Here is a 22,840-nt window from a genome sequence, read left to right as displayed (position 1 = left end):
CCCGCACGTGTTGCGGGCCGGAGAGGAGCACCCCGCGCGTGGAATACGCGGCGTGCCTGTCGCTGCTGGTCGCCCCGCCCGGAGAACTCCGGACACAACAAAGAGCGCCTGGGGCCACAATCCGCCAGGCGCACACAGAGTCTCTGGAAACCAAAACTGCAACCCGGACAACGTATCACGGGTTCTCGCGCTGCGGAAGATCCCCCGGGATTTCCGGCACGGCGGCCACCAGATCGGCCAGCCCTTCCGCGTCGAGCAGGTCGGCCGGGCGGACGGTGGCGGAGTCCCGGACGTAGTGGAACGCCGCGCCGACCCGCTCCACCGGCACCCCGGCCAGTTCCGCCCAAGCCAGCCGGTAGACCGCCAACTGCACCGCCGCCGCGTCGGCCTCCCGCCCGGTGGGCTGCCGCCCGGTCTTCCAGTCGACCACGTCGTACCGCCCGCCGGGGCGGGCGAAGACGGCGTCCATCCGGCCCCGGACCACCACACCGGCGACGACAGTGGCGAACGGCACCTCCACCTCCACCGGCACCCGGTCGGCCCACTCGCTCGCCAGGAAGCGCTCCTGCAACTCGGCGAGCGCCTCGTCCGGGGCCGCGTCCTCGTCCGCCGCGCCGGGCAGCTCGTCCACGTCGAGCAGCCGGTCGGCGCCGAAGCGCTGCTCCAGCCAGGCGTGGAACGCGGTGCCGCGCCGGGCGTACGGACTCGGCTCGCTCGGCATCGGGCGGCGCAGCGTCCGGGCCAGCGCCTCGGGGTCGCGGCGCAACGCCACGAGCTGGGTCACCGAGAGCTGACCGGGCAGCTCGACCTCGACCGCCTCGGCCTGCCGGGCCAGCTCCGCCCGCTCGGCGAGCAGCAGATCGGCCTCGCGTCGCCAGCGCGCCACCTCGGCGTCCTCCCCCGCGCCGGTCGTGGCGAGCAGCGCCGCCTCGCGGCGGGCCACCTCCGGGTCGGCGAGGTGCCGGCGGACCAGCGCCGCCGCCTCGGTGAGCGCGGGCCGGCGGGCCCCGAGCGGGTCGGCCGGCCACTCGGCCCGCAGCACGGTCTCGGTGGTCGGATTCACCGCGTCGCCGGCCGGCTCGGGCGTCCAGGCGTCGACCACGTGGCCGTCCGGGTCGGCCAGGCAGGCGTCGTGGATTTCGCGCAGGAAGACCGACGGGCCCCGGAACCGCTTGGTCCCCTCCCCCCACCAGTAGCCGGAGCAGAGCAGCAGGCGGCGGGGTCGGGTCACCGCCACGTACGCCAGCCGGCGCTCCTCCCGCTCGTCGTGCGCCCGCCAGTCGTCGGTGAACTCGGTCAGCGCCCGGGCCACCCCGCGCTGGTCCTCGGCCTCCGGCAGAGCCAGCTCGGGCAGCCCGTCCGCGTCGCCGCGCAACGGGAACGGCAGCACGCCCAGCCCGCCCAGCCAGTGGTCGGAGTTGCGGACCGGCCCCGGCCAGACGCCCCGGGTCATCCCGGCGACCGCCACCACGTCCCACTCCAGACCCTTCGCGGCGTGCGCGGTGAGCACCTGCACCGCGCCGGCCACCACCTCGACCTCACCGGGCGCCAGCCCGCGCTCCTCGTCCTCGGCGGCGGCCAGGTAGGCGAGGAAACCGGCGAGCGTCGCGCCGGGCGTCTCACCGCTGAACCGGGCGGCGACGTCGCCGAGCGCGTCCAGGTGCGCGCGGGCCAGCCCGGCGTCGCCCGCGCCGTCCCGGCCGGCCCGGGCCGCCACCTCGACGTCCAGCCCGATGGTCCGCTCGATGTCCGCGATCAGCTCCGGCAGCGACTGGTCCAGCCGGTAACGCAGCAGCGCCAGCTCCATCCCGTACGAGCGCAGCCGCGCGAAGCCCTCGGCCGAGTACGCCTGCGCCGGCCCCAGATCCGCCAGCGCCTCCACGAGCGTCGCCTCGTCCAGCGCGTCCACGGTGATCTCCGGGCCCTCGTCCCCGGTCAGCTCCCGGCGACTGCGGGCAATCGCGCGGGCCCGGCGGTGCAGGGCGACCAGATCGCGCGGGCCGATCCGCCAGCGCGCGCCGGTCAGCAGCCGCAGCAGCGCCGCGCCGTCGGTCGGGTCGGCGAGCACGCGCAGCGTGCACACCACGTCCCGTACCTCCGGGGTGTCCAGCAGCCCGCCCAGGCCGACCACGTCGACCGGCAGCCCGCGGGCACGCAACGCCGCCTCGATCGCCGGGATCTGGCTGCGCAGCCGCACCAGCACCGCCGTGGTCGGGCGGCGGTCGGCGGGGATGTGCTCGGGCAGCGCGCCGGGCATCCCGGCCGCGCCCCGCCACGCCGCCAGCACGCTGTCCGCGATCCAGTCGGCCTCGTCGGCGTACGTCTCCAGCAGCGCGCAGTGCACGGTGCCGGCGGCCTGCCCGCCCGGCGTGCGGTGCGGGATCGGGTCGCGGACGCTGAGCGCGGCGTGAAGTTCCGGCACCCGCGCGCCGGCCGCCCGCAGCGGCACCGACAGCGCGTTGGCGACGCCGAGGATCTCCGGCCGGTTGCGCCAACTCGTGGTCAGGCTGAGCACGTCGGCAGGGCTGCCGTCGGTGCGGGCGAACTCGGCGGGGAACCGGTCGAGCGTGCCGGCGCTGGCGCCGCGCCAGCCGTAGATGGACTGGCACGGGTCGCCTACCGCGGTGACCGGGTGGCCGCCGCCGAAAAGCGCGTTGAGCAGCACCACCTGGGCGTGGCTGGTGTCCTGGTACTCGTCGAGCAGCACCACCCGGAACCGGTCCCGCTCGATCACGCCGACGCCGGGGTGGTCGCGGGCCACCCGGGCGGCGCGGGCCAACTGGTCGGCGAAGTCCATCGCCTCGAAGTCGTCCTTGCGCCGGGCGTACGCGCGCACCAGCGGCAGCAGCTTCAGCCGGGTCCGCTGGAGCTGGAGCGCCTTGCGGACGTCGGCGTACACCCGGCCCGGCCGGGACTGCACCTCGGCGAAGAAGCGGCCCGTCCAGGCGGCCAGCTCGTCCGGGTCGACCAGGTGCTCGTCCAGCTCACCGGCGAGCGCCAGGACGGCGTCGGTGATCGTGGACGGCATCCGGTCCACCTCGGACATGTCGCCGTCGTAGTTGCGCACCAGCAGGTCGACCAGCTGCCAGCGGGACGCCTCGGTGAGCAGCCGGGTGGTCGGCTCGTACCCGGCGCGCAGCCCGTGCTCGGTGACGATCCGCCCCGCGTACGAGTGGTACGTCGACACGGTCGGCTCGCCCGCCAGCGGATCGTCGTGCGGGTCCCGCCCCTGCCGGCCGAGCCGCCGGATGAGCTGGTCGAGGCGGGTCCGGACCCGGTGCGCCAGCTCACCGGCCGCCTTGCGGGTGAAGGTGAGGCCGAGGATGTGCTCGGGGCGTACGTAGGAGTTGGCGACCAGCCAGACCACCCGCGCGGCCATCGTCTCGGTCTTGCCCGAGCCGGCGCCCGCGACCACCAGCAGCGGCTCCACCGGCGCGGCGATGATCGCGGCCTGCTCACGGGTCGGCGCGGGCAGCCGCAGCAGCCGGGCCAGCTCGACAGGCGTGTAGCGGGGCCCGGCGTCGGCGGCGCGCGGCGCGGGCGTGGCGGAGGCGCCGAACAGCGCCGGCTGAACAGTCATGAGTTCTCCGGGGGCGGCTCGACCACCTGGCGGCCCTGGCCGGAGACCGGGCAGCTGGTGCGGACCGGGCAGACCCGGCACTTGGAGTTGGCCACGGCGGCGAACGTCGAGGCGGCCATCGTCTCGGCGGTACGGCGCACCAGCGCGGTGGCCCACCCGGCCTCCGGCCCCTCCCCGGCCGCCGCCTGGGTCTGCTCCTTCGCGTCGCGCGCTCCGGTTCCGAGCTGCACCAGCGCGGCCCCGCCCGGCTCCTCGCCGAACTCGGCGAACCCGCCCGCCTCCACCGCCGCCTGGTACGCCCCGAGCTGCGGATGCTCGGCCACCTCCCGCTCGGTGACCGCAGTCGACTTGCCGGTCTTCAGGTCGATCACCACGAGCCGCCCCTCGGCGTCGACCTCCAGCCGGTCGACCCGGCCGGTCAGCTGGACCGGGCGGGACGGGTCGTCGAGTCGGACCGCGAACTCGTGCTCGATCGCGAGCAGGCGGCGCGGGTTGCCGGCCAGCCAGCGCAGCAGCTTGTCCACCATCGCCTCGGCGCGCTGCCGCTCCGGGCCGGCCATCCACCGGGCGGCCAGCTCGATCGCGTCGAACCGGGCGGCCACATACTCCAGCAGCGCCTCCCGGTCGACGCTGGCGTCCTCGGCCAGCATCGCGGCGGCGTGCACCAGGTTGCCGACGCCCTGCGCGGCGCTGGCCGGCGGGCTGCCGCCGTGCCGTTCCAGCAGCCAACGCAGGCTGCACCGCATCGCGCTCTCCATGGCCGACGGGGTGACCCGCACCGGCTCGCCCTCGTCGACCAACGGCCGGTCGTCGGAGAGACCGCGCAGCCCCCACCAGTCGTCCGGGTGCGCGCCGGGCACCCCGGCGGCGGCCAGCCGCGCCAGCTCACCCGCCGCCGCGTGCCGCCGGGTGACCGGCGCCGCCGGGTCGGTGATCGCGGTACGCAGCTCCGCCACCAGCGCGGACAGGGTGAGCCCACGCGGCGGCAGGGTGACCGGGAGCGCGCTCGGCGGCCCGTCCTGCGGATGCTCGTCCCCATGCGGCACCGGCCCGTCCGCGGTGCCCCCGCGCGTGGCCGTACCTGTCGGGCCGTTTGCGGTCGCGTTCGGTCCGGCCGGGGCCCGGCCGGTGAGGGCCGGGCCGGTCGGCGCGGCGTGCTCCGGACCGGACGGGTCCGGGTCCGGGCCGTTCCTGGTCGATCCGTTCCCGGTCGGCCCGTTCCCGATCGGGTTTGGGCCGGTCGGGGCGGGGCCGGTTCCGCCGGTGGCGGGCGGGTCGGCGGCGGCCAGTTCGTGCAGGAACCGGCTCGGCTGCTCCTCGTGGTCGTCCCCGCCGACCGCCGCGGACGCGACAGCGGTGACCAGCAGCCGTCGCCGCGCCCGGCTGATCGCCACGTGGAACAGCCGCCGCTCCTCGTCCAGCAGCGCCGACGTCTGCCCGACCAGGCTGGCGCGCAGACCGGCGCCGTCGGCCCGGCCGGCCAGCACGTCGACCAGGCGCTCCGAGCCGAGCAGGCTGCCGCGCAGGCGCAGGTCCGGCCAGACGCCCTCCTGCACCCCGGCCACCGCGACCAGGTCCCATTCCAGGCCCTTCGCGGCGTGCGCGGTGAGCAGACGTACCGCGTCGCCCCGGTCGGCGGCGGCGGCGAGCGTGTCGGCGGGCAACTCCTGCCCGAGGACGTGGTCGAGGAACACCTCGGTACGCGCGCCGGGCAACCGGTCGGTGAACCGGGCCGCCGCGTCGAAGAGCACGAGTACGGCGTCCAGGTCCCGGTCGGCGGCCTCGGCCCGCCAGCGCTGGGCGGTCTCGTGTTCGCCGGTCGCCGCCCGTCCCCGGGTGATCGCCCCGGCCCAGCGCTCGGCCAGCCCGCTCTCCCGCCACACCGCCCAGAGCACGTCCTCGACTGTCGCGCCCGGGGTGGCGGCGGACTGCCGGGCGGTCTCCAGCAGATGCGCCACGGCCTGTGCGGGTGCCGCCCAGCGGCGCTCGATGGTGGACAGCTCGGCCGGGTCGCGCAGCGCCTCCACCAGCAGCTCACCGGAGGGACGGCGGTCGCCGCCGGCCAGCGCCAGCGCCCGCAGCCCCTGACGCAGCCGCCGCTCGGCCAGCGGGTCGGCCCCGCCCAGCGGCGAGTGCAGCAGCGCGACCGCCGCCTCCTCGTCCAGCCGGTCCGGTTCGAGCGCGCAGCGCAGCAGGAGCAGCAGCGGGGCCACCGCCGGCTGGAGGTGCAGCGGAAGGTCCTCACCGTGTACGACTGTCGGCACGCCGGCCGTGTGCAGCGCGCGCCGCAGCGACGGCAGTTGCCGGCCGGTGGAGCGGACCAGCACCGCCATCCGGGACCACGGCACGCCGTCGAGCAGGTGCGCCTCGCGCAGCGCGTGCGCCAGCCAGGCCGACTCGCTCGTGGCCGATCGGAACGTCCGCACCTCCACCGCTCCGGCTGGCGCGCCGGGCAGCGGGCGCAGTCGCCGGTGCGCCGCCGGGCCGCGCAGCCGGCGGGCCAGCCGTGCGGTGGCCGCCAGCAGTTCCGGCCCGGCCCGGTACGAGGTGGTGAGCGTGACCTGGGCCGCGGGTGCGCCGGAGGCGGTGCGGAAGCGGTGCGGGAACGTGGCGACGCCCGCCGGATCGGCGCCCCGGAACGCGTACGTGGACGAGTCCGGGTCGGCGAACGCCACCAAGGACCGGCCGCCCCCGGCCACCACGGCGAGCAGGTCGAGCTGGGCCGGGTCGGTGTCGGCCAGCTCGTCGACGTAGATGTGGGTCAGGCGGCGGCGCTCGGCGGCGAGCAGCTCGGGATCGTCGAGCAGCATGCCGGTGGCGGCACGCACCAGCTCCGCCGGGTCGTACGCCACCGAACCCCGGTTGCTCACGTCACGCAGCGCGAGCACGGCCACGTACTCCCGGAGGAAGCGCGCGGCGGCCGGCCAGTCGGCGCGGCCCAGCTTCTCGCCCAGCCGGGCCAGCTCCATTGGGCCGACACCGCGCTCCGCGGCCCGCATCAGCAGGTCACGGAGCTGCTGGGCGAAAGCCCGGGTACGCAGCGCGGGGCGCAGGTCCTCCGGCCAGCCGACCGGGTCGTCGCCGGGCTCCTCCCCCACCACGTCGAGCAGCTCACGGATGATCAGGTCCTGCTCCGGGCCGGTGAGCAGCCGGGGCGAGGGCTCGCCCCGTTCGGCCGCGGCGCGGCGGAGCAAACCGAAGGCGTACGCCGGGAACGTGCGCACCAGCGGCTCGCGGATCACGCGGTGCCCGCCCCCGGCGATCCGCGCCTCGATCCGGTGGCGCAGATCGGTGGCGCCCCGCCGGCCGAAGGTGAGCACCAGGATGCGTTCCGGGTCGACGCCCTCGGCCACCCGGGCGGCGACCGCCTCGACGAGTGTGGACGTCTTGCCGGTGCCGGGACCACCCACCACGAGCATCGGCCCGTCGGTGTGCGCGACCACTTCGGCCTGCACCGGATCGACCCGGCGCGAATTGTTCGTGCCCTCCCCGGCCCCGATCCCCGGCGAGGCGCCCGACGCTGCCGACGCCCCAGCCTCGGTCCGCGGCGTGCCGCTCCCGCTTGACGGCCGGGGTGTTCCGGCCTCGGTCTGCGGCGTGCCGCTCCCGGGTGGCGGGGGCGATGCTCCGGTCTCGGTCTGCGGCGAAGTGCTTCCGGGCGGCGTGGCGGTCTGCGGGTGCGCGGCATCGCCCGCCGACCCCCCGGATCGCGGCTCCGCATCGGCCGGCCCACCGGGCCGACCCACCCCCTGCCCCGCCCCGGCGCCGTGGGTGACCCCCGCCCCCGCGCCGCCGGGCCGGCGCACCAACCGGTACGCCTGCATCACCGACATCCCACCACGCCGGTACGACACCCGGAAACCGACCGCCGTGCCGCCCGTCACCAGCTCACCTGCCCGCAGCGCGCACCACTGCCGGCTTTGCCACACGCCCGGCTCCAGCCCGTTCACGCCACTTCGGCGAAGTGGCCGCATCCCGGCCTTAGATCAACACCAGCACGGCGAGATGGCCACATCCGACAGGTCCGGACACCACCACCTCCCCGAGATGGTGTTGATCAAGCGAGGGCCGACCGGCCGAGCACAGCCCGAACCCGGCCACGTCAGCGAACGAACACACCACACGCCCAGCCCCAGGCGCTCACGCCACTTCGGCGAGGTGGCGGGATCCCGACCCTAGATCAACACCACCACGGAGAAATGGTCACATCCCACGGGCCCGGATACCACCACCTCCCCGAGGTGGGGTCGATCAAGCTCCCGAGATGGTGGTGAACAAGCCTGACCGGCCGGCGCACACGCACCGAACCCGGCAACGTCAGCAACGGCACACCCACACGCCCGGCTCCAGGGGCTCACGCCACATCGGCGAAGTGGCTGCATCCCATCCCTAGATCAACGCCACCTCGGGGAAATGGCCATATCCCACAGGCCCGGACACCACCACCTCCCCGAGATGGTGTCGATCAAGCTCTCGAGACGGTGGTGAACAAGCCTGACCGGCCGGGCACACACGAACCGAACCCGCCACGCCACGCCACGCCACGCCACGCCACGCCACGCCAGCAAACGAGACCCCACACGCCCAGCCCGGGCGCTCACGCCACATCGGCGAAGTGGCCGCATCCCACCCCTAGATCAACACCACCACGGGGAAATGGCCATATCCCACAGGCCCGGACACCACCACCTCCCCGAGGTGGTGTCGATCAAGCACGAGCTGACCGGGCGCGCGTCAAGTGAGGCGGGCGTCGATCAGGTCGAGGGCGGCGGGCACGCTGTCCGCGACCATCAGCAGGTCCAGCGCGGCCGGCTTGAGGAAGCGCTGCTCGCCGAGCCCGCGGATCCAGTCGAGCAGCGGGCGGTAGAAGCCGTCGACGTCCACGATCACCATCGGCTTGGCGTGCAGGGCCAGGGTGGCGGTGGTCCACACCTCGAACAGCTCGTCCAGCGTGCCCAGGCCGCCGGGCAGCGCGACGAACGCGTCGGACTTCTCGTCCATCAGCGTCTTGCGGTCGGCCAGGCTGTCGGTGACGAGCAGTTCGTCGGAGGCCAGGTCGGCGACCTCCAGGTCGACCAGGGACTGCGGGATGACGCCGATTGTGCGGCCGCCGGCCGCCCGTGCGCCCTCCACCACGGCGCCCATCATTCCGACGCAGCCGCCGCCGCTGACCAGCGTGTGACCGCGCCGGGCCAGTTCCTCGCCGGTCTCGGTGGCCAGCGCGAGCCAGCGGGCGTCGAGGGTGCGGGAGGACGCGCAGAAGACGCAGACGTTCGCCATGTTCAGCTCCGTCCGGCCGGGCCCTCGGGGGCGGCCTCGGCGGCGGCGCGCTGGTCGGCGGCGACCCGGGCGACCGCCTCCTCGCGTACGGCCTCCTGTTCGGCGGAGAGCACGGCCTCGGCTTCCACGATGTGCCGGACCGCCTCGTTGACGTCGTCGGTGAGGCGGATCAGGTCGAGGTCGGCCGGGCCGATCTTGCCTTCGGCGGCCATGGTCGTGCGCAGCCAGTCGAGCAGTCCGCGCCAGTAGTCGGTGCCCATCAGCACGACCGGGAACCGGGTCACCTTGCCGGTCTGCACCAGGGTGAGCGCCTCGAACAGCTCGTCCAGCGTGCCGAAGCCGCCGGGCAGCACCACGAACGCCTGGGCGTACTTGACGAACATGGTCTTGCGGGCGAAGAAGTAGCGGAAGTCGATGGCCAGGTCGACCCAGTCGTTGAGGCCCTGCTCGAACGGCAGCTCGATGCCGAGTCCGACGGAGAGGCCGCCGGCTTCGCCGGCGCCGCGGTTGGCCGCCTCCATCACGCCGGGGCCGCCGCCGGTGATCACCGCGTAGCCGGCCCGGGCCAGTGCCGCGCCCAGTTCCTCGGCCAGCCGGCACTCCGGGCTGTCCGGCTTGCTGCGGGCGGAGCCGAAGACGCTCACCGCCGGTGGCAGGTCGGCGAGGGTGTCGAAGCCTTCGACGAACTCGGACAGGATCCGCAGGGCCCGCCAGGCGTCCTTGGTCTTCCAGTCGCTGCGTCCCCGGGAGTCCAGCAGCCGCTGATCGGCAGTACTCGTCGGAAGCGCCCGGTTGCGCAGCGTCACCGCACCGCGGTGCCGTTCTCCCCGCCGCTGCTCCCCCCGCTGCCCCTGCCCGGCCGACTTCTCGCTGCTCTCGCCCATGTGGTCACCGTAATGGAGCGCGTCCGGCGCGACGCGCTGGCCCGGGAGCCGAAGAAAATCTGGGATACGGGCAACTAAATCGCTGGCTCGTACGTCTTACTATTCACATACCCGGTATACCCCGGGCGACGCGCCTTCGGGGGAGGAGCCAGCGTTGATCAGTAACAGCGAGATGATCCGGATTCGCCGTCAGATGCAGCGGCGGATCCGCGACGTGGTGGCCGAGCGCCGCCGCGCCCGGATGATGGAGAGCCACCGCACCGACCTCACCGGCGAGACCGGCGAGGCGGATGCGCCCCTGACGACGAGCGTCTGACGATCCGGGGCCCGCCGGGCGGGTGCGGGCCCCGGGTCGCGGCGCGTCAGGCCGGGGCGAGCCAGCGGTGCAGGGTGGCCGCACCGTCCCGGATCTTGGTCAGTTCGACGTGCTCGTCCTTGTGGTGCGCCAGGTTCGGGTCGCCGGGGCCGAAGTTCAGCGCCGGGATGCCCATGGCCGCGAACCGCGCCACGTCCGTCCAGCCCAGCTTGCCGATCGGAGCGGCGCCGACCGCCGCCAGGAACTCCTGCGCCGCCGGGTTGTCCAGCCCGGGGGGCGCGCCGGCCGCCGCGTCGGTGACCGCCAGGTCGAAGCCGGCGAAGACCTCGCGCAGGTGCGCCTCGGCGCCCGCCGGGTCGCGGTCCGGGGCGTACCGGTAGTTGATCTCGATCTCGCACCGGTCGGGGATGACGTTGCCGGCCACCCCACCGGTGATCCGTACCGCGTTGAGGCCCTCGCGGTAGTCGCAGCCCTCGATCGTCACCCGGCGCGCCTCGTACGTGGTCAGCCGCCGCAGCACCTCGCTCGCGCCGTGGATGGCGTTCACCCCGTGCCAGGAACGCGCCGCGTGGGCCCGCTCCCCGTGCGTCGTGACCACCGCCCGCATGGTGCCCTGGCAGCCGGCCTCGACGATCCCGTACGTCGGCTCCAGCAGCACCGCGAAGTCGGCCTCCAGCCACTCCGGGTGGCTCTGCGCGACCAGGGTGAGGCCGTTGTACTTCGACTCGATCTCCTCGGCCTCGTAGAAGAAGTACGTGATGTCGTAGCGCGGGTCGGGCAGCGTGACCGCCAGGTGCAGCGCGAACGCCACGCCGGACTTCATGTCGGAGGTGCCGCAGCCGTACATCAGGTCGCCGCGCATGGTCGAGGGGAAGTTGCCGTTGAGCGGGACGGTGTCCAGGTGACCGGCGAGCACCACGCGCTGTGCCCGGCCCAGGTCGGTGCGGGCCATGACGGTGTTCTGGTGCCGGTAGGTGGTCAGGTGCGGCACACGGCGCAGCACCTCCTCGACGCAGTCGGCGATCGCCTTCTCGTTGAGGGAGACCGACTCGATGTCGACCAGGGCGCGGGTCAGCGCCACCGGATCGGCCAGGACCTCGGGGGTCAACGGGTTCTGCATGTCTCGCACGGTACCGTCAACCTCGGCGGGCCAGGGAACACGTTCGGCGAGGCCCGCGGCCGCGAGCAGCGGCGGACGCCGTTGCCGGAACGAAAGGTGACATCGTGACGTCCGCACCATCCGCCTGGGGCATCGGCCTGGCCACCGTCACCGCCGAGGACCAGGTGCTCGACACCTGGTACCCGACCGGCAAGCTGGGCCTGGGCGAGCTGCCGCTGGTGCCCGGCGAGGACCAGGCCGACGTGCTCGACCTGCCGCCGGGCGCGATCGGCGCGCGTGCGCTGCCCGGCCTGCGCACGGTCGAGGTGACCACGGTGATCGGTTCGCTGGACGACCCGATCAAGGACGCGGCCGACGCGTACCTGCGGTTGCACCTGCTCTCCCACCGCCTGGTGCGGCCGAACGAGCTGAACCTCGACGGCATCTTCGGCAAGCTGGCGAACGTCGCCTGGACGTCGGCCGGGCCGTGCCCGCCGGAGCGGGTGGACGAGTTGCGCGTCATCGAGCGGGCCGCCGGCCGCCACCTGGCCGTGTACGGGGTCGACAAGTTCCCCCGGATGACCGACTACGTGGTGCCGTCCGGGGTGCGGATCGCCGACGCGGACCGGGTCCGGCTGGGCGCGTACCTGTCCTCCGGCACCACTGTGATGCACGAGGGCTTCGTCAACTACAACGCCGGCACGCTCGGCACCTCGATGGTCGAGGGCCGGATCGTGCAGGGCGTGGTGGTCGGCGACGGCTCCGACATCGGCGGCGGCGCCTCGATCATGGGCACGCTCTCCGGGGGCGGCACGGAGAAGGTGCGCATCGGGGAGCGCAGCCTGGTGGGCGCGAACGCCGGTGTCGGCATCACGCTCGGCGACGACTGCGTGGTGGAGGCCGGCTGCTACATCACCGCCGCCTCGAAGATCACGCTGCCGGACGGCCGGACGGTGAAGGCCCGCGAGCTGTCCGGCGTCGACGGGCTGCTGTTCTGGCGCAACTCGGTGACCGGCGCGCTGGAGGCGAAGCCCCGCACCGGCCAGGGCATCACGCTCAACGCGGCGCTGCACGCCAACGACTGAGCCGTACCCCCGTCCGGGTCCGCGACGGCAGTCGCCGCGCGGACCCGGACGGCCGGCTCACCGCAGGCGGTACGCCTGGATGATCCGCTGGGTCACGGTGTTGCCGGCGTCGTCGCGGGCGGTGGCCCGCAGCGACGCGTACCCCGGGCCGGCCGGGTGCCGGACGGTGGCCGTCCACGCCCCGCCCTGCTTCTTCACTGTCGCCTTGCGCCAGGTCTTCCCGCCGTCGTAGGAGACGTCGACGGTGAGCGCGACGACCCGGCCGGACGGCGCGCCGGGCTGGCGCTGGACCGCCACCGGCACGGTGAACGTCCGGCCCGCCGGTGCCGAGCTGTCCACCGCCAGCGGCGGGGTGAACCGGACCGCCATGGCCGGCAGCCGGGCCGGCACGTCGCCCGGAACCCGCTTGGAGCGGAACGTCCAGCTCGCCGAGACCTCGGTGCTCAGGTCGGTGAAGCCGCGCTTCGCCACGGTCTCCAGCCGGTAGTTCGCCGCGCCCGGCGGCACTGTGAACTCGCCGTACCCCGGGTAGGGCGACTCCGCGAGCAGCTTGCCGTTGCGGAACAGCCGCGTCTGCTCGGTGTCGTTGAGCGAACCGCCCGGGTGGCCGGCCGCGTCGCTGTGCATCGGCACGCTGACCACGATGGTGTCGCCGGTACGGGTGATGCTCTGCTCCGGCCAGCGCGGCTGCGGGAACGACGGGCCGAAGGGGCCCTTGTTCCACTCCTCGCTGTAGGTGTGCCCGGCCCGGTAGCGGGTGGGCACGGACTGCAGCACCGCCCGCGGCTCCAGCCAGCCGTCCTCGTCCCGCTCACCGAAGTCCAGCTCGGCGCTCCAGCGGGTCTTGGCGGTGGAGAGGTGCTCGATCCGCTTGCCGGGCACCTGGACCGGCAGGACGATCGCCGAGCCGCCGATGTCGTAGTCGGACTCCGGGTACACGACCCGTTCGTTGTCCATCCCGGTGTAGCCGGCGGCGAACCGGCTCGTGACGGTGGCCAGGTCGGCGGGCCGGTAGTGCCGGACGAAACCGGTCGGGAACCGGCCCGGGAACTGATCGTTCAGGCCGTAGAAGTACGGGCTGCGCTCGGGCGCCTTCGCCTCGGTCCACTGGCTCGCGACCGCGCCGACGAAGAGGTTGCCGGAGGCGTTGCGGCCGACCTGGGCCGAGTAGAGACCGTCGAACGTGTCGGCCCAGAGCCCGAAGCTGGCCTGGAAGTCGTCGAGCTTCCAGGCCGCTGTGACGTCGATCAGCAACGGCACCGCGCCGCGCTGCGGCACCGTGGTGCGGATCGGCTTCCCCGCCCGCGCGTCCAGCACGAGCCGCTGGTTCCCGGTGACCACCAGCTCCGGCTGGGCGAGGAAGGAGACCTCCGACCAGCCCTGCTCGCCGGATACGAAGATCAGGCTCTGCACGCCGTACCGGCCCTTGGGCACGCGCAGCCGGGCCTCACCGTCGGCGTCGTACACGTCGCGGTAGCTGGCGTCGTCGAGCCCGAGCAGGCTCGTGTAGTAGTCGCCGGTCAGAGCGCCGGAGCGGTTGCGGTGCGTCACGGTCAGGTCGTAGCTCTCCACCTCGCGGTCGACAGCGAGCGGGGTCACCGCCACCGCGTCGCCGGCGCGGGCGACCAGGCGGCCGGTCCAGTAGCCGTCGGCGCCGCCGAGCCGGGTGTCCACCACCACTGTCACCTGGGCGCTGCCGCCCGCCGGGACGGTGAGCCGGGAGGCGCTGAGGGTGAGCATGCCGGCCGGCGCGACCCGTCCGCCCGGCCCGGTGAACTCGGTGCTCAGGTCCACCGTGACGGGCGCGGTGCCACCGTTGCGGTAGGTGACGGTCCGGCTGATCGGCTGGTCGTCGGTGTGCGGCCAGGTCGCCAGGCCGAACGAGACGGACGGCGGGTCGCTGGTCACCTGCTGGGTGATCGCGCGAGCGAGGTCGACCCGGCCCGCGCCCTGCTGGTACGCGGTCTGCTCCGGGTGCGGCTTCGCCGAGGCCATCAGCGTCGCCTTGTAGCGGGCGGGCGTCCAGCCGGGGTGCTGCTGGGCGAGGAGCGCGACCGCGCCGGCCACGTGCGGGGTGGCCATCGACGTGCCGGACAGCGAGGCGTACTTGTCGCCCACCGGGTCGCCGATCTCGCCGTGCGCCGCCCGGGCGGCCACGATCTCCACGCCGGGCGCGGTGATGTCCGGCTTGATCGCCCCGTCGCCGACCCGGGGGCCGCGGCTGGAGAAGTCGGCGAGCGCGTCGTCGCGGTCCACCGCGCCGACCGCGAGCGCGGCGTCGGCGGTGCCCGGCGAGCCGACCGAGCCGTCGGCGCCGTCGTTGCCGGCGGCGATCACGAAGAGCGTTCCGTGCTGCTCGGTGAGCGTCCCGATCGCCTCCTCCAGCGGGTCCACCTCGGGGGTGTCGCCGCCGCTGAGGCTCATGTTGACCACCGTGGCGTGCTGCTCGGCGGCGGCCCACTGCATGCCGGCCAGGATGGCCGAGTCGGTGCAGCCGTAGACCTCGCACACCTTCCCGGACAGCAGCGTGGCGTCGGGCGCGACGCCCCGGTACTTCCCGCCGGAGGCGGCCCCGCTGCCGGCGATGGTCGAGGCCACGTGGGTGCCGTGCCCGACGATGTCGTCCGGGTTGGTCTCCTCGGTGAAGTTGCGCGACTCGGCGACCTTGCCCGCCAGGTCCGGGTGGGTGAGGTCGACGCCGGTGTCGAGCACCGCGACCCGGACGCCCTTACCCGTGTATCCGGCGGCCCAGGCGGTCGGCGCGCCGATCTGCGGCACGCTGTGGTCGAGCGTCACCCGCCGCCGGCCGTCGAGCCAGATCCGCTCGACACCCCCCGCCGCGTCGAGCCGGGCGCCGGAACGGTCGGCGCTGACCGCGTTCCAGAGCGCGCCGGTGTCGCTCTTGGGCGCGACGACCGCCGCGCCGCTGATCGCCGGCAGGTCGCGGGTCACCCGCGCGCCGGCGAGCGGAGCCGCCGTCCGCCGGTTCACCCCCGGCCGGTACGACACGAGCAGCGGTACGCTGTCGCGCCGCGCGTCGTCGTAGCCGGCCTCGATGAGCCCGGTGACGTCGAACAGCCGCCGGTCGAGCTTGCCGGCGCGGACCAACGGCAGCGCGTCCTGAGGCAGCACGGTGAGGCGGTCGCGCTCGCGGCGGACCATGAACTCGATGCCGGTACGGCCGGCGCCGGGGCGTACCGCGGCGCGGCCTCCGGCTGCGACGGTGACCCGGTCCCCGGTGATCAGGGTGACGGTGGCCGCGCGGCTGCCGGCCCGGTCGGACGGGCCGGTGGGCGCGGACGGGCCGGTGGGCGCGGCGGCCCGTGCGGGCACGGGCAGACCGAACGCCAGTGCCAGGGCCATGCCCAGCGCGGCGAGTTTTCTGCGATTCCGGAGCAACCTTCCTCCTTCGTCGAACGTTTCATCGATGAGAGACACATCGATGCGGGCATCAGCATTGCATACCGCGTATGCATCGGGAAGTCGCCGATCCGACGGAACCGCCACCACGCTCCCGGACGGGCCGGGACGATCGGGCGATGACCTCCATGAAGGACCGGATGCTGGCCGGCGAGCAGTACATCGCCGACGATCCCGCGATCATCGCCGACCTGGAGCGCGCGGCCCGGCTCAGCGAACGCTTCAACCGCAGCTCCGCCGACGACCCGGCGGGCCGCCTCGCCGCGCTGCGCGAACTGCTCGGCTCGCTCGGCGAGGACGCCTGGGTCCGGCCGCCGCTGTACTGCGACTACGGATACCAGACACACATCGGCCCGCGTACGTTCGTCAACTTCAACGCGGTCCTGCTCGACGTCGCCCGCATCACCATCGGCGCCGACGTCCAGATCGGACCGAACGTGCAGTTGCTCACCGCCACCCACCCGGTCGAGCCGGAGGCGCGCCGGGCCAAGTGGGAGTCGGCACAACCGATCACCATCGGTGACAACGTCTGGCTCGGCGGCGGCGTGATCGTCCTGGCCGGCGTGGCCATCGGCGAGAACACGGTGGTGGGCGCCGGCGCGGTGGTGACCCGTGACCTGCCGGCCAATGTCGTGGCGGTGGGTAACCCCGCTCGTCCGATCAGGAGCCTGAACCAACCATCCTGAGCTGCGGAAATGACCGTTCCAGCGGATGCGGATCCGGAAACCGGCATGCACTCTGAGTAGTAGAGCGTTTACCGGGAGGCACTATGGAACGCGTCCTCGAACTGCGGGTGCACGGAGTCTCCAACACCCCGCCGGATCAGCTGCTCGGCCTGAGAGCCGGCGCGAACGGTGACGGTGGGCAACCAGCACTCGTCGCCGGCGGTCAGGTGACCGGCTTCTACCGGTCCACCGCGGCCGGCCGGGACGACCCGATCACCGTCGAGGCGTACAGCTGGGGGCAGCTGACCTCCGGCGCGCGGACCCGGCGGGACGTGGAACGGGCGCTGTGGACGCTGATGCTCCCTTTCGCGCTGGCGAACGTCGCGCTGCACGCCCGCGCGGGCATCCCGCCCGACCCGGACCAGGAACGCTGGGCCAGCCGGTCCGGCATCACCGCCTGGCTCATCCGCCTGTTCTGCCTGAGCCTGACCTGCACGCTCGTCATGACCGTCACCGGCGTCGGCGTGGACCTGATCGGCTGGCAGTGCGTGGAGGCGGCCTGCCTCGGCCGCCTGCCCGGGCCGTGGAATTTCCTCGGCGACCCCTGGTGGCGGCAGGGCACCCGGACGCTCGCGCTCGGGCTGCTGCTGCCGCTGCTCGTGCTCGCCGCGATCGGCCTCGTCGCCTTCCGCACCTACCAGTACGAGGCGCAGATGCCCGCCGATCCGCACCACCACGCGCCCGTCCGCGAGAACGGTGAGCCGGTCGACCGCCCCGAACCGCGCGAACCGCGCGAACCGCCGGAGAACCCGCTCCAGGACCCGACGTTCTGGAACGGGGAAGGGCAACTACGCCGCGCCGCGGTGTTGCACCTGTGCACCGGGGCGGTCACCGCCGCCGCCGTACCCGTCACCGCGGTCCTGATCATGGATCCGCCGCGCGGTCTGCGGGCCGCCGTCGCCTGGCCGACCGTCGCGCTGCTCGCCGCCGTGGTGGCGATCGCCGTGGTCGCGGTGGCCCGGCCCTGGTTGAGCCGGCGCCAGGGCGCCACCCCGCTCGGCCGGTGGAGCGCCGCCGTCGCGGCGCTCACCGCGCTCGGCCTGGTCGGCACGTTCGTCCTGCTGCTGCTGCCCGAGGGCCCGGCCGGCGAGCCGCTGTCGACGTACCGGCCGCCGGTCGGGTGCGCGGCGCAGCCGGAAGCCGCCGGCTGCCGCGCCGACCGGTCACTGCCCGGGTACGACACCGCGACCGCCTGGCTCGTCGCCTACCAGGTGCTGCTGCTGGTGGCCGTCGCCGCGGCGAACCGTTCCGGCCGGCGGGCACTGGCCGGTCCCGCCGCCGGAGCGCTGCTGCTGCCGCTGGGCGCGACCTGGATCGAACGCGGACTGCCCGGCCTGCCCGGCGCGCCGGACGCGCTGCACACCTGGATGCTCGTCGGCCCGGTAGCCGTGCTGGCCGGCGCCGGACTGCTCCTGCCCCGGCTGCGCCCGGCGGTGCCGACCCAGCCGCTCGGCGCGTACACCGATCTCGCCTGGCGGGGCTGCGCCCCGGCGGTCATCGCCGGTTTCGGCTGGATGATGGCGGTGGCCTACTGCGCCGGACTGCTCTACTGGGTCAGCGACCGGCTGGACGCGTCCGCCGAGCCCAGCGGCCCGAGCCGGGTGGTGCCGCCGCTCGCCGTCTTCTGGGCCGGGCTGGCCTGCGCGGTCGGCCTGCTCGCGCTGCTCGGGCTGCTGATCCGGGTCGCGGTCCTGCTGCACCGCCTGCGCCGGGTGGAGTACGCCCGCCTCACGGCAAATCCCCGCCTGTCCGCGCACGACCGGCGACGCTGCCGCGACGTCAGCACATACCGGGCGCTGCACCGGCTGGTCGGCGAGCACGCGGTCCGGCTGATGGGCTGCTACGCCGCGTTCTGCGCGGTCCTGGTCACGCTCTGCTGCGCCGCCGCGCTCTCCGGCGAACGGCCGAGCCCGCTGTCCCCGTCCGGCTGGCAGACCGCCATCCACTGGACCGCCGAACGGGGGGACGCCATCCTCGGCTGGCTGCCGGTGGTGATGGCGGCGCTCGGGCTGCTGGTCTACCGCACCGACTCGGTACGCCGCTCGGTCGGCGTGATCTGGGACGTGTGCACGTTCTGGCCCCGGGCCGCGCACCCGCTCGCCCCGCCCAGCTACGCCGAACGCGCCGTACCGGAACTCCAGACCCGGGTCGCGGGCCTGCTGGCGCTGCCGCCGCACCACAGCGACCGGATGGACGGCGTCATCCTCTCCGGGCACAGCCAGGGCACCGTCATCTGCGCCGCGGTGCTGCTGCAACTGCCCCGCCGGTGGCGGATGCGCACCTGGTTCTTCTCCTACGGCTGCCAGCTCACCCGGCTCTACGGACGCGTCTTCCCGTCCTACTTCGGCCCGGAGCGGCTGCGTACGCTCGCCGGCGCGCTCACCTGGCCCGGCGGCCACGTGGCCTGGACGAACTTCTGGCGGGACACGGACCCGCTCGGCTGGCAGGTCAGTGCCGGGCAGCGGGACGTGCCGGTGGTGGACCCGGAGGCGCTGCACCCCACCGGCGGCGAGGTGGCCGACCCGCCCATCCGCAGCCACAGCGGCTACCCGGAAGCGGCGGAGTTCACCCGCGAACGCGCCGTGGTGGCCCGGCTGCTGCGCCGCACCGTCCCGTCGCCCCGGCAGCGGGCCGGCTGACGCGCGTCACTGCGGTGGCGGGTCGGCCAGGCGTACCACCAGGTCGGCGTGCACCGCAGTGCCCGCTACCCGCCGGGCGTTCTCCTCGTCGCTGCCCAGCGCCCAGGCGCGGGCCTGCTCCGGCGACTTCCCGTACGCCTCGTGCCGCGCGGTGAGCCGGCGCACGCGTTCCTCCGCGTCCAGGTCGAGGAACCACACCTCGTGCAGGAGCGTCCGCACCTCCTCCCACGGGTCGTCCCGCAGCAGCAGGTAGTTGCCCTCGGTGACCACCAGGCGCACCTCGGGCGGGACCTCGATCGCCCCGGCGACCGGCTCCTCCAGGTCACGGCGGAACTCCGGCGCCCACACCGACGTCGGTTCGAGCCGGCGCAACCGGCGCAGCATCGAGGCGAAGCCGTTGACGTCGAACGTGTCCGGCGCGCCCTTGCGCTCCACCCGGCCGAGCCGCTGAAGCGCCGCCCCGGCCAGGTGGAACCCGTCCATCGGGACCAGCCGGGCGACCGGGCCGAGCGCGGCCACCACCCGTTCGGCCAGCGTCGACTTGCCCGCGCCCGGCGCGCCCGCGATGCCGAGCAACTGCCGCGGGCCGGCCTCGGCCAGCGTCCGCGCCCGGCTGACCAGCTCGTCGAACGCGAGCACCTGCGCCGGGGGCATCAGCCCAGCACCGGCTCGCTGATGGTGAACCGCGCCTCGACCGCCGCGTGCACCGGCTGCGGCGCCGGGTCCAGCTCCAGCTCCAGCTCCGGTTGCTCCCCGGAACGCGCGTACGCCGCCTTGACCATCATCGGCGGGGACGCGCTCATCCCGGTGTCGGACAGCTCCCGCAGCGCGGTCACCCGGGCGCCCAGTGCCTCGGCGTACTCCCGGGCGCGGACCAGCGCGTCCGCGATGGCGGCCTGCCGCGCCTCCCGGTAGGCCGGACTGTCCGGCCGCAGCGACCACACCGGGCCGGCCACCTCGACCTGCTCCTGGTCGGCCAGGCGGAGCATCAGCTCGCCGAGCGCGGTGAAGTCGCTCGTCGTGACGGTGGTGCTCACGCTGCCCTGATAGGCCACCACCCTGTCGCCGGAGCGCCTCGTCACCGGCCAGACATGGACCTGGCCGGTCTCCCGGCGCTCCACCGCCGGATCGGCCGCGTCGAGCAGCGCCCGCACCGCGGCGGCCCGTTCGGCCAGCCGGGTCAGCGTGGTCTCGCGATCCCGGTCCCGGGCCGTCGCCGTCACCGTGAACCGCGCCAGCTCGGGCGCCACCTCCCGGTACGCCTCACCGCGTACCGCCACGACCGGTGCGTCCGCCATGCCGATCAGCCTAACGGCGGGGTGGCCGGCAGGTGCCCCGTGTAGGTGACCGCGCCGCCCGCCTCGCGTACCCCGGTCAGGTGGCCCCCCGCGGCACCCAGCTCCCGCAGGTACGCCAGCTCGCCGACGTGGTCGGCGGCGCGCGGGAACTCCCGCCGGTGCGCGGCGAACTCGCGCGCCCGCAGCGTGGACCGGGTCTGCCGCCCCTCGGCGAGCCGGTCGGCCAGCGCGCCGGCGTCGCCGGCGCGCAGCGCCTCGGTCAGCTCGTCCAGGAAGACGCCGAGCGCGGCCAGCTCGGCGAGCACCCGCTCCCGGTTGCCGAGCAGCATATTCGCGGTGCGCTCGGGCGGCCCGCCGGCGACGCGGGTGCCGTCGGAGAAGCTCCCGGCGGCGAGCGTCAGCACCGCGTCCCGCAGCGCCGAGCGGTGCACCGTGCCGGCCAGCGCGCCGGCGAGCACGTGCGGCACGTGCGAGGCGAGCGCCGCCGCCCCGTCGTGCTCCGGGGCGGACATGGGCACCACCCGGGCGTGGAAGACGTCCACGAGCAGCCCGGCCAGCCGCCGGAAGGCGTCCAGCCCGGTGGGCCCCGGACAGAGCACCCAGGCGGCGCCGTCGAGCAGATCCGGGTCGGCCGCGTCCGGCCCGGCCCGGTCGGCCCCGGCCATCGGGTGGCCCGGCACGAACCGGTGCCCGAGCCCCGCCACCGTGGCGGCAGTGCTCACCTCGGCCTTGACGCTGCCCACGTCGGTGAGCACGCAGCTGTCGTCGGTTACGGCGGCGACCCGGGCCAGCATCGCCGGCAGCGTCGGCAGCGGGCCGCAGAGAAACACCACGTCCCGGCCGGCCACCGCGTCCTCGACCGTGTCGGCCACCACGACGCCCCGCTCGCGCACCCGCCCGCGGGTCGCCGGATCCGGGTCCCAGGCGGTGACGTCGAGCCCGGCGTCGCGCAACCGGAGCAGCACCGAACCGCCGATCAGCCCGGTGCCCACCACCGCCGCCCGCGCCAGCTCGCCCGCCATGTCAGGACCCGGCGAGCCGCCCGGCCACCGCGTCGACACGCTCGTCGGACTCGGTGAGCGCCACCCGGACGTGCCGCGCGCCGGCCGGACCGTAGAAGACCCCGGCCGCGACCAGGATGCCCCGGCGGGCCAGCCAGTCGACGGTGTCCCAGCAGTCCTCGTCGCGGGTCAGCCAGAGGTAGAGCCCGGCCTCCGAGTGCTCGACGGTGAACCCGGCGCCGGTGAACGCGGCCCGCAGCTTCTCCCGCCGGACCCGGTAGCGCTCCCGCTGGGCGTCGGCGTGCTCCTGATCACCGAGCGCGGCCACCATCGCGGCCTGCACCGGCGCCGGCACGATCATGCCCGCGTGCTTGCGGATCTTCAGCAGCTCGGCCACCAGCGCCGGATCACCGGCGACGAAACCGGCCCGGTACCCGGCCAGGTTCGAACGCTTGGACAGCGAGTGCACCGCCAGCACACCGTCGTACGAGCCGCCGCACACCTCGGGCGAGAGCACCGAGACGGGCTCGGCGTCCCAGCCCAGCGGCAGGTAGCACTCGTCGCTGGCGACCACGGCCCCGCGCTCGCGCGCCCACTCGACCACCTTGCGCAGGTGGGCGGCGGGCAGCACCCGGCCCGTCGGGTTACCCGGCGAGTTGACCCAGACCAGCCGGACCCGAGGATCCGGGCCGAGCGCGGTCAGCGAGTCGGTGCGTACGGTGGTCGCGCCGACCAGCCGCGCCCCGTCCTCGTACGTCGGGTAGGCCACCGCCGGCACCACGACCACGTCACCGGGGCCGAGCCCGAGCAGCGTGGGCAGCCACGCCACCAGCTCCTTCGAGCCGATCGTGGGCAGCACGCCGAGCCCGTCGACGCCCGCGCCGCAGGCCCGCGCGACCCAGGCCGCGATCGCGTCCCGCAGCACGGCGGTGCCGGCGGTCAGCGGGTAACCCGGCGCGTTCGACCCGTCGGCCAGCGCCTGCCGGATCAGCTGTGGCACCGGGTCGACCGGCGTGCCCATCGACAGGTTGATCAGACCACCCGGGTGCGCCGCGGCCGTGGTGGCCGCGGCGTCCAAGGTGTCCCAGGTGAAGTCGGGCAGCCGCGCCGAGACCGGCGTGGGCCGGCTCAGTGGCCCTCGCCGCGCGGCGGCTGCGCGGCGACGAAGGTGGCGTCCTTCTCCACCTTGCCGACCTTCGAGGCGCCACCGGGCGAGCCCAGGTCCTCGAAGAACTCGTAGTTGGCCCCGGTGTAGTCCTTCCACTGCTCCGGGACGTCGTCCTCGTAGAAGATTGCCTCCACCGGGCAGACCGGCTCACAGGCACCACAGTCGACGCACTCGTCGGGGTGGATGTAGAGCATCCGGTTGCCCTCGTAGATGCAGTCGACCGGGCACTCCTCGATGCAAGCCTTGTCGAGCACATCCACGCACGGCTCGGCGATGATGTAGGTCACCGGTCTTCTCCTCCGCAGACTCGTCGCGATCACCCGCAACGGTAAGAGCCTAGTATCT

General features: G+C 74.5%; 14 protein-coding genes and 1 pseudogene. 4 read left to right on the top strand and 11 right to left on the bottom strand.

Annotated features, from left to right (window positions below; all coding sequences use genetic code 11):
• Nucleotides 1-205: 205 nt before the first annotated feature.
• From ACSDG8_RS21960 to ACSDG8_RS21945, 4 genes and pseudogenes are all read right to left on the bottom strand, one after another.
• Nucleotides 206-3,580 (bottom strand): annotated as a pseudogene (locus tag ACSDG8_RS21960) (ATP-dependent helicase); the annotation flags it as partial.
• The gene (locus ACSDG8_RS21955) at nucleotides 3,577-7,404 is read right to left on the bottom strand and encodes an ATP-dependent helicase (protein ID WP_439428069.1); all 3,828 of its coding nucleotides are present in this window, start codon (nucleotides 7,402-7,404) and stop codon (nucleotides 3,577-3,579) included. The pseudogene ACSDG8_RS21960 and the gene ACSDG8_RS21955, both read right to left, overlap by 4 nt.
• A 910-nt stretch (nucleotides 7,405-8,314) precedes the next feature.
• Complete coding sequence (locus ACSDG8_RS21950) at nucleotides 8,315-8,860, bottom strand: TIGR00730 family Rossman fold protein (RefSeq protein WP_073828787.1); 546 nt, start codon at nucleotides 8,858-8,860, stop codon at nucleotides 8,315-8,317.
• Nucleotides 8,861-8,862: 2 nt separating this feature from the next.
• Nucleotides 8,863-9,744, bottom strand: coding sequence for a TIGR00730 family Rossman fold protein (locus ACSDG8_RS21945; protein ID WP_439427203.1), 882 nt, complete (start codon nucleotides 9,742-9,744; stop codon nucleotides 8,863-8,865).
• Between the two features lie 154 nt (nucleotides 9,745-9,898).
• Here ACSDG8_RS21945 and ACSDG8_RS21940 point away from each other — a divergent pair, with 154 nt between their 5' ends.
• Entirely contained in the window at nucleotides 9,899-10,060 is a 162-nt protein-coding gene (locus tag ACSDG8_RS21940) for a hypothetical protein (RefSeq protein WP_210896207.1), read from the top strand.
• Between the two features lie 46 nt (nucleotides 10,061-10,106).
• Here ACSDG8_RS21940 and dapE read toward each other — a convergent pair whose 3' ends face one another.
• Nucleotides 10,107-11,180 (bottom strand): succinyl-diaminopimelate desuccinylase, encoded by a 1,074-nt coding sequence (dapE, locus tag ACSDG8_RS21935; protein WP_210942507.1) that lies wholly within the window; start codon nucleotides 11,178-11,180, stop codon nucleotides 10,107-10,109.
• A gap of 104 nt (nucleotides 11,181-11,284) precedes the next feature.
• On the opposite strand from dapE, the gene dapD reads away from it, so the two are divergent.
• Nucleotides 11,285-12,244: a 2,3,4,5-tetrahydropyridine-2,6-dicarboxylate N-succinyltransferase gene (gene dapD, locus ACSDG8_RS21930; protein WP_210896209.1), complete on the top strand. Its 960-nt coding sequence runs from the start codon at nucleotides 11,285-11,287 to the stop codon at nucleotides 12,242-12,244.
• A gap of 57 nt (nucleotides 12,245-12,301) precedes the next feature.
• On the opposite strand, the gene ACSDG8_RS21925 is transcribed toward dapD, so the two are convergent.
• A complete protein-coding gene (locus tag ACSDG8_RS21925; RefSeq protein WP_439427202.1) occupies nucleotides 12,302-15,643 on the bottom strand; it encodes a S8 family serine peptidase in 3,342 nt (1,113 codons plus the stop codon).
• Between the two features lie 140 nt (nucleotides 15,644-15,783).
• Between ACSDG8_RS21925 and ACSDG8_RS21920 the strand changes: the two genes are divergently transcribed.
• Together ACSDG8_RS21920 and ACSDG8_RS21915 are read left to right on the top strand one after the other, a co-directional pair.
• Nucleotides 15,784-16,350, top strand: a complete 567-nt coding sequence (locus ACSDG8_RS21920; protein ID WP_210896214.1) for a sugar O-acetyltransferase — start codon at nucleotides 15,784-15,786, stop codon at nucleotides 16,348-16,350.
• 83 nt (nucleotides 16,351-16,433) lie between these two features.
• The gene (locus ACSDG8_RS21915; protein WP_210896216.1) at nucleotides 16,434-19,028 is read left to right on the top strand and encodes a hypothetical protein; all 2,595 of its coding nucleotides are present in this window, start codon (nucleotides 16,434-16,436) and stop codon (nucleotides 19,026-19,028) included.
• Between the two features lie 6 nt (nucleotides 19,029-19,034).
• Here ACSDG8_RS21915 and ACSDG8_RS21910 read toward each other — a convergent pair whose 3' ends face one another.
• From ACSDG8_RS21910 to fdxA, 5 genes are read right to left on the bottom strand one after another with little or no spacing between them, the layout of a single operon-like run.
• Complete coding sequence (locus ACSDG8_RS21910) at nucleotides 19,035-19,682, bottom strand: nucleoside/nucleotide kinase family protein (RefSeq protein WP_210896217.1); 648 nt, start codon at nucleotides 19,680-19,682, stop codon at nucleotides 19,035-19,037.
• Nucleotides 19,682-20,326 (bottom strand): SIMPL domain-containing protein, encoded by a 645-nt coding sequence (locus ACSDG8_RS21905; RefSeq protein WP_210896219.1) that lies wholly within the window; start codon nucleotides 20,324-20,326, stop codon nucleotides 19,682-19,684. The genes ACSDG8_RS21910 and ACSDG8_RS21905 overlap by 1 nt, the downstream gene beginning before the upstream one ends.
• A gap of 5 nt (nucleotides 20,327-20,331) precedes the next feature.
• Nucleotides 20,332-21,348, bottom strand: coding sequence for a prephenate dehydrogenase (locus ACSDG8_RS21900; RefSeq protein WP_210896221.1), 1,017 nt, complete (start codon nucleotides 21,346-21,348; stop codon nucleotides 20,332-20,334).
• Between the two features lies 1 nt (nucleotide 21,349).
• Nucleotides 21,350-22,459 (bottom strand): succinyldiaminopimelate transaminase, encoded by a 1,110-nt coding sequence (gene dapC / locus ACSDG8_RS21895; protein ID WP_282100714.1) that lies wholly within the window; start codon nucleotides 22,457-22,459, stop codon nucleotides 21,350-21,352.
• Nucleotides 22,456-22,782, bottom strand: coding sequence for a ferredoxin (gene fdxA / locus ACSDG8_RS21890; protein WP_030490464.1), 327 nt, complete (start codon nucleotides 22,780-22,782; stop codon nucleotides 22,456-22,458). The genes dapC and fdxA overlap by 4 nt, the downstream gene beginning before the upstream one ends.
• Between the last annotated feature and the right edge of the window lie 58 nt (nucleotides 22,783-22,840).

Origin of the sequence: Micromonospora sp. LA-10 (genome assembly GCF_051853095.1) — a bacterium.
Lineage (GTDB): Bacteria > Actinomycetota > Actinomycetes > Mycobacteriales > Micromonosporaceae > Micromonospora > Micromonospora echinospora_A.
Note: the sequence above shows the minus strand (reverse complement) of the source record. Positions and strands in the feature narration are given on the sequence as shown.

Excerpts from the sequence above, each read along its gene's own strand:
- ACSDG8_RS21945 (WP_439427203.1), bottom strand. The coding sequence starts at position 9,744 with ATGGGCGAGAGCAGCGAGAAGTCGGCCGGGCAGGGGCAGCGGGGGGAG.
- ACSDG8_RS21900 (WP_210896221.1), bottom strand. The coding sequence starts at position 21,348 with ATGGCGGGCGAGCTGGCGCGGGCGGCGGTGGTGGGCACCGGGCTGATC.
- ACSDG8_RS21915 (WP_210896216.1), top strand. The coding sequence starts at position 16,434 with ATGGAACGCGTCCTCGAACTGCGGGTGCACGGAGTCTCCAACACCCCG.
- ACSDG8_RS21910 (WP_210896217.1), bottom strand. The coding sequence starts at position 19,682 with ATGCCCCCGGCGCAGGTGCTCGCGTTCGACGAGCTGGTCAGCCGGGCG.
- ACSDG8_RS21950 (WP_073828787.1), bottom strand. The coding sequence starts at position 8,860 with ATGGCGAACGTCTGCGTCTTCTGCGCGTCCTCCCGCACCCTCGACGCC.
- ACSDG8_RS21955 (WP_439428069.1), bottom strand. The coding sequence starts at position 7,404 with ATGCAGGCGTACCGGTTGGTGCGCCGGCCCGGCGGCGCGGGGGCGGGG.
- dapE (WP_210942507.1), bottom strand. The coding sequence starts at position 11,180 with ATGCAGAACCCGTTGACCCCCGAGGTCCTGGCCGATCCGGTGGCGCTG.
- ACSDG8_RS21905 (WP_210896219.1), bottom strand. The coding sequence starts at position 20,326 with ATGGCGGACGCACCGGTCGTGGCGGTACGCGGTGAGGCGTACCGGGAG.
- ACSDG8_RS21920 (WP_210896214.1), top strand. The coding sequence starts at position 15,784 with ATGACCTCCATGAAGGACCGGATGCTGGCCGGCGAGCAGTACATCGCC.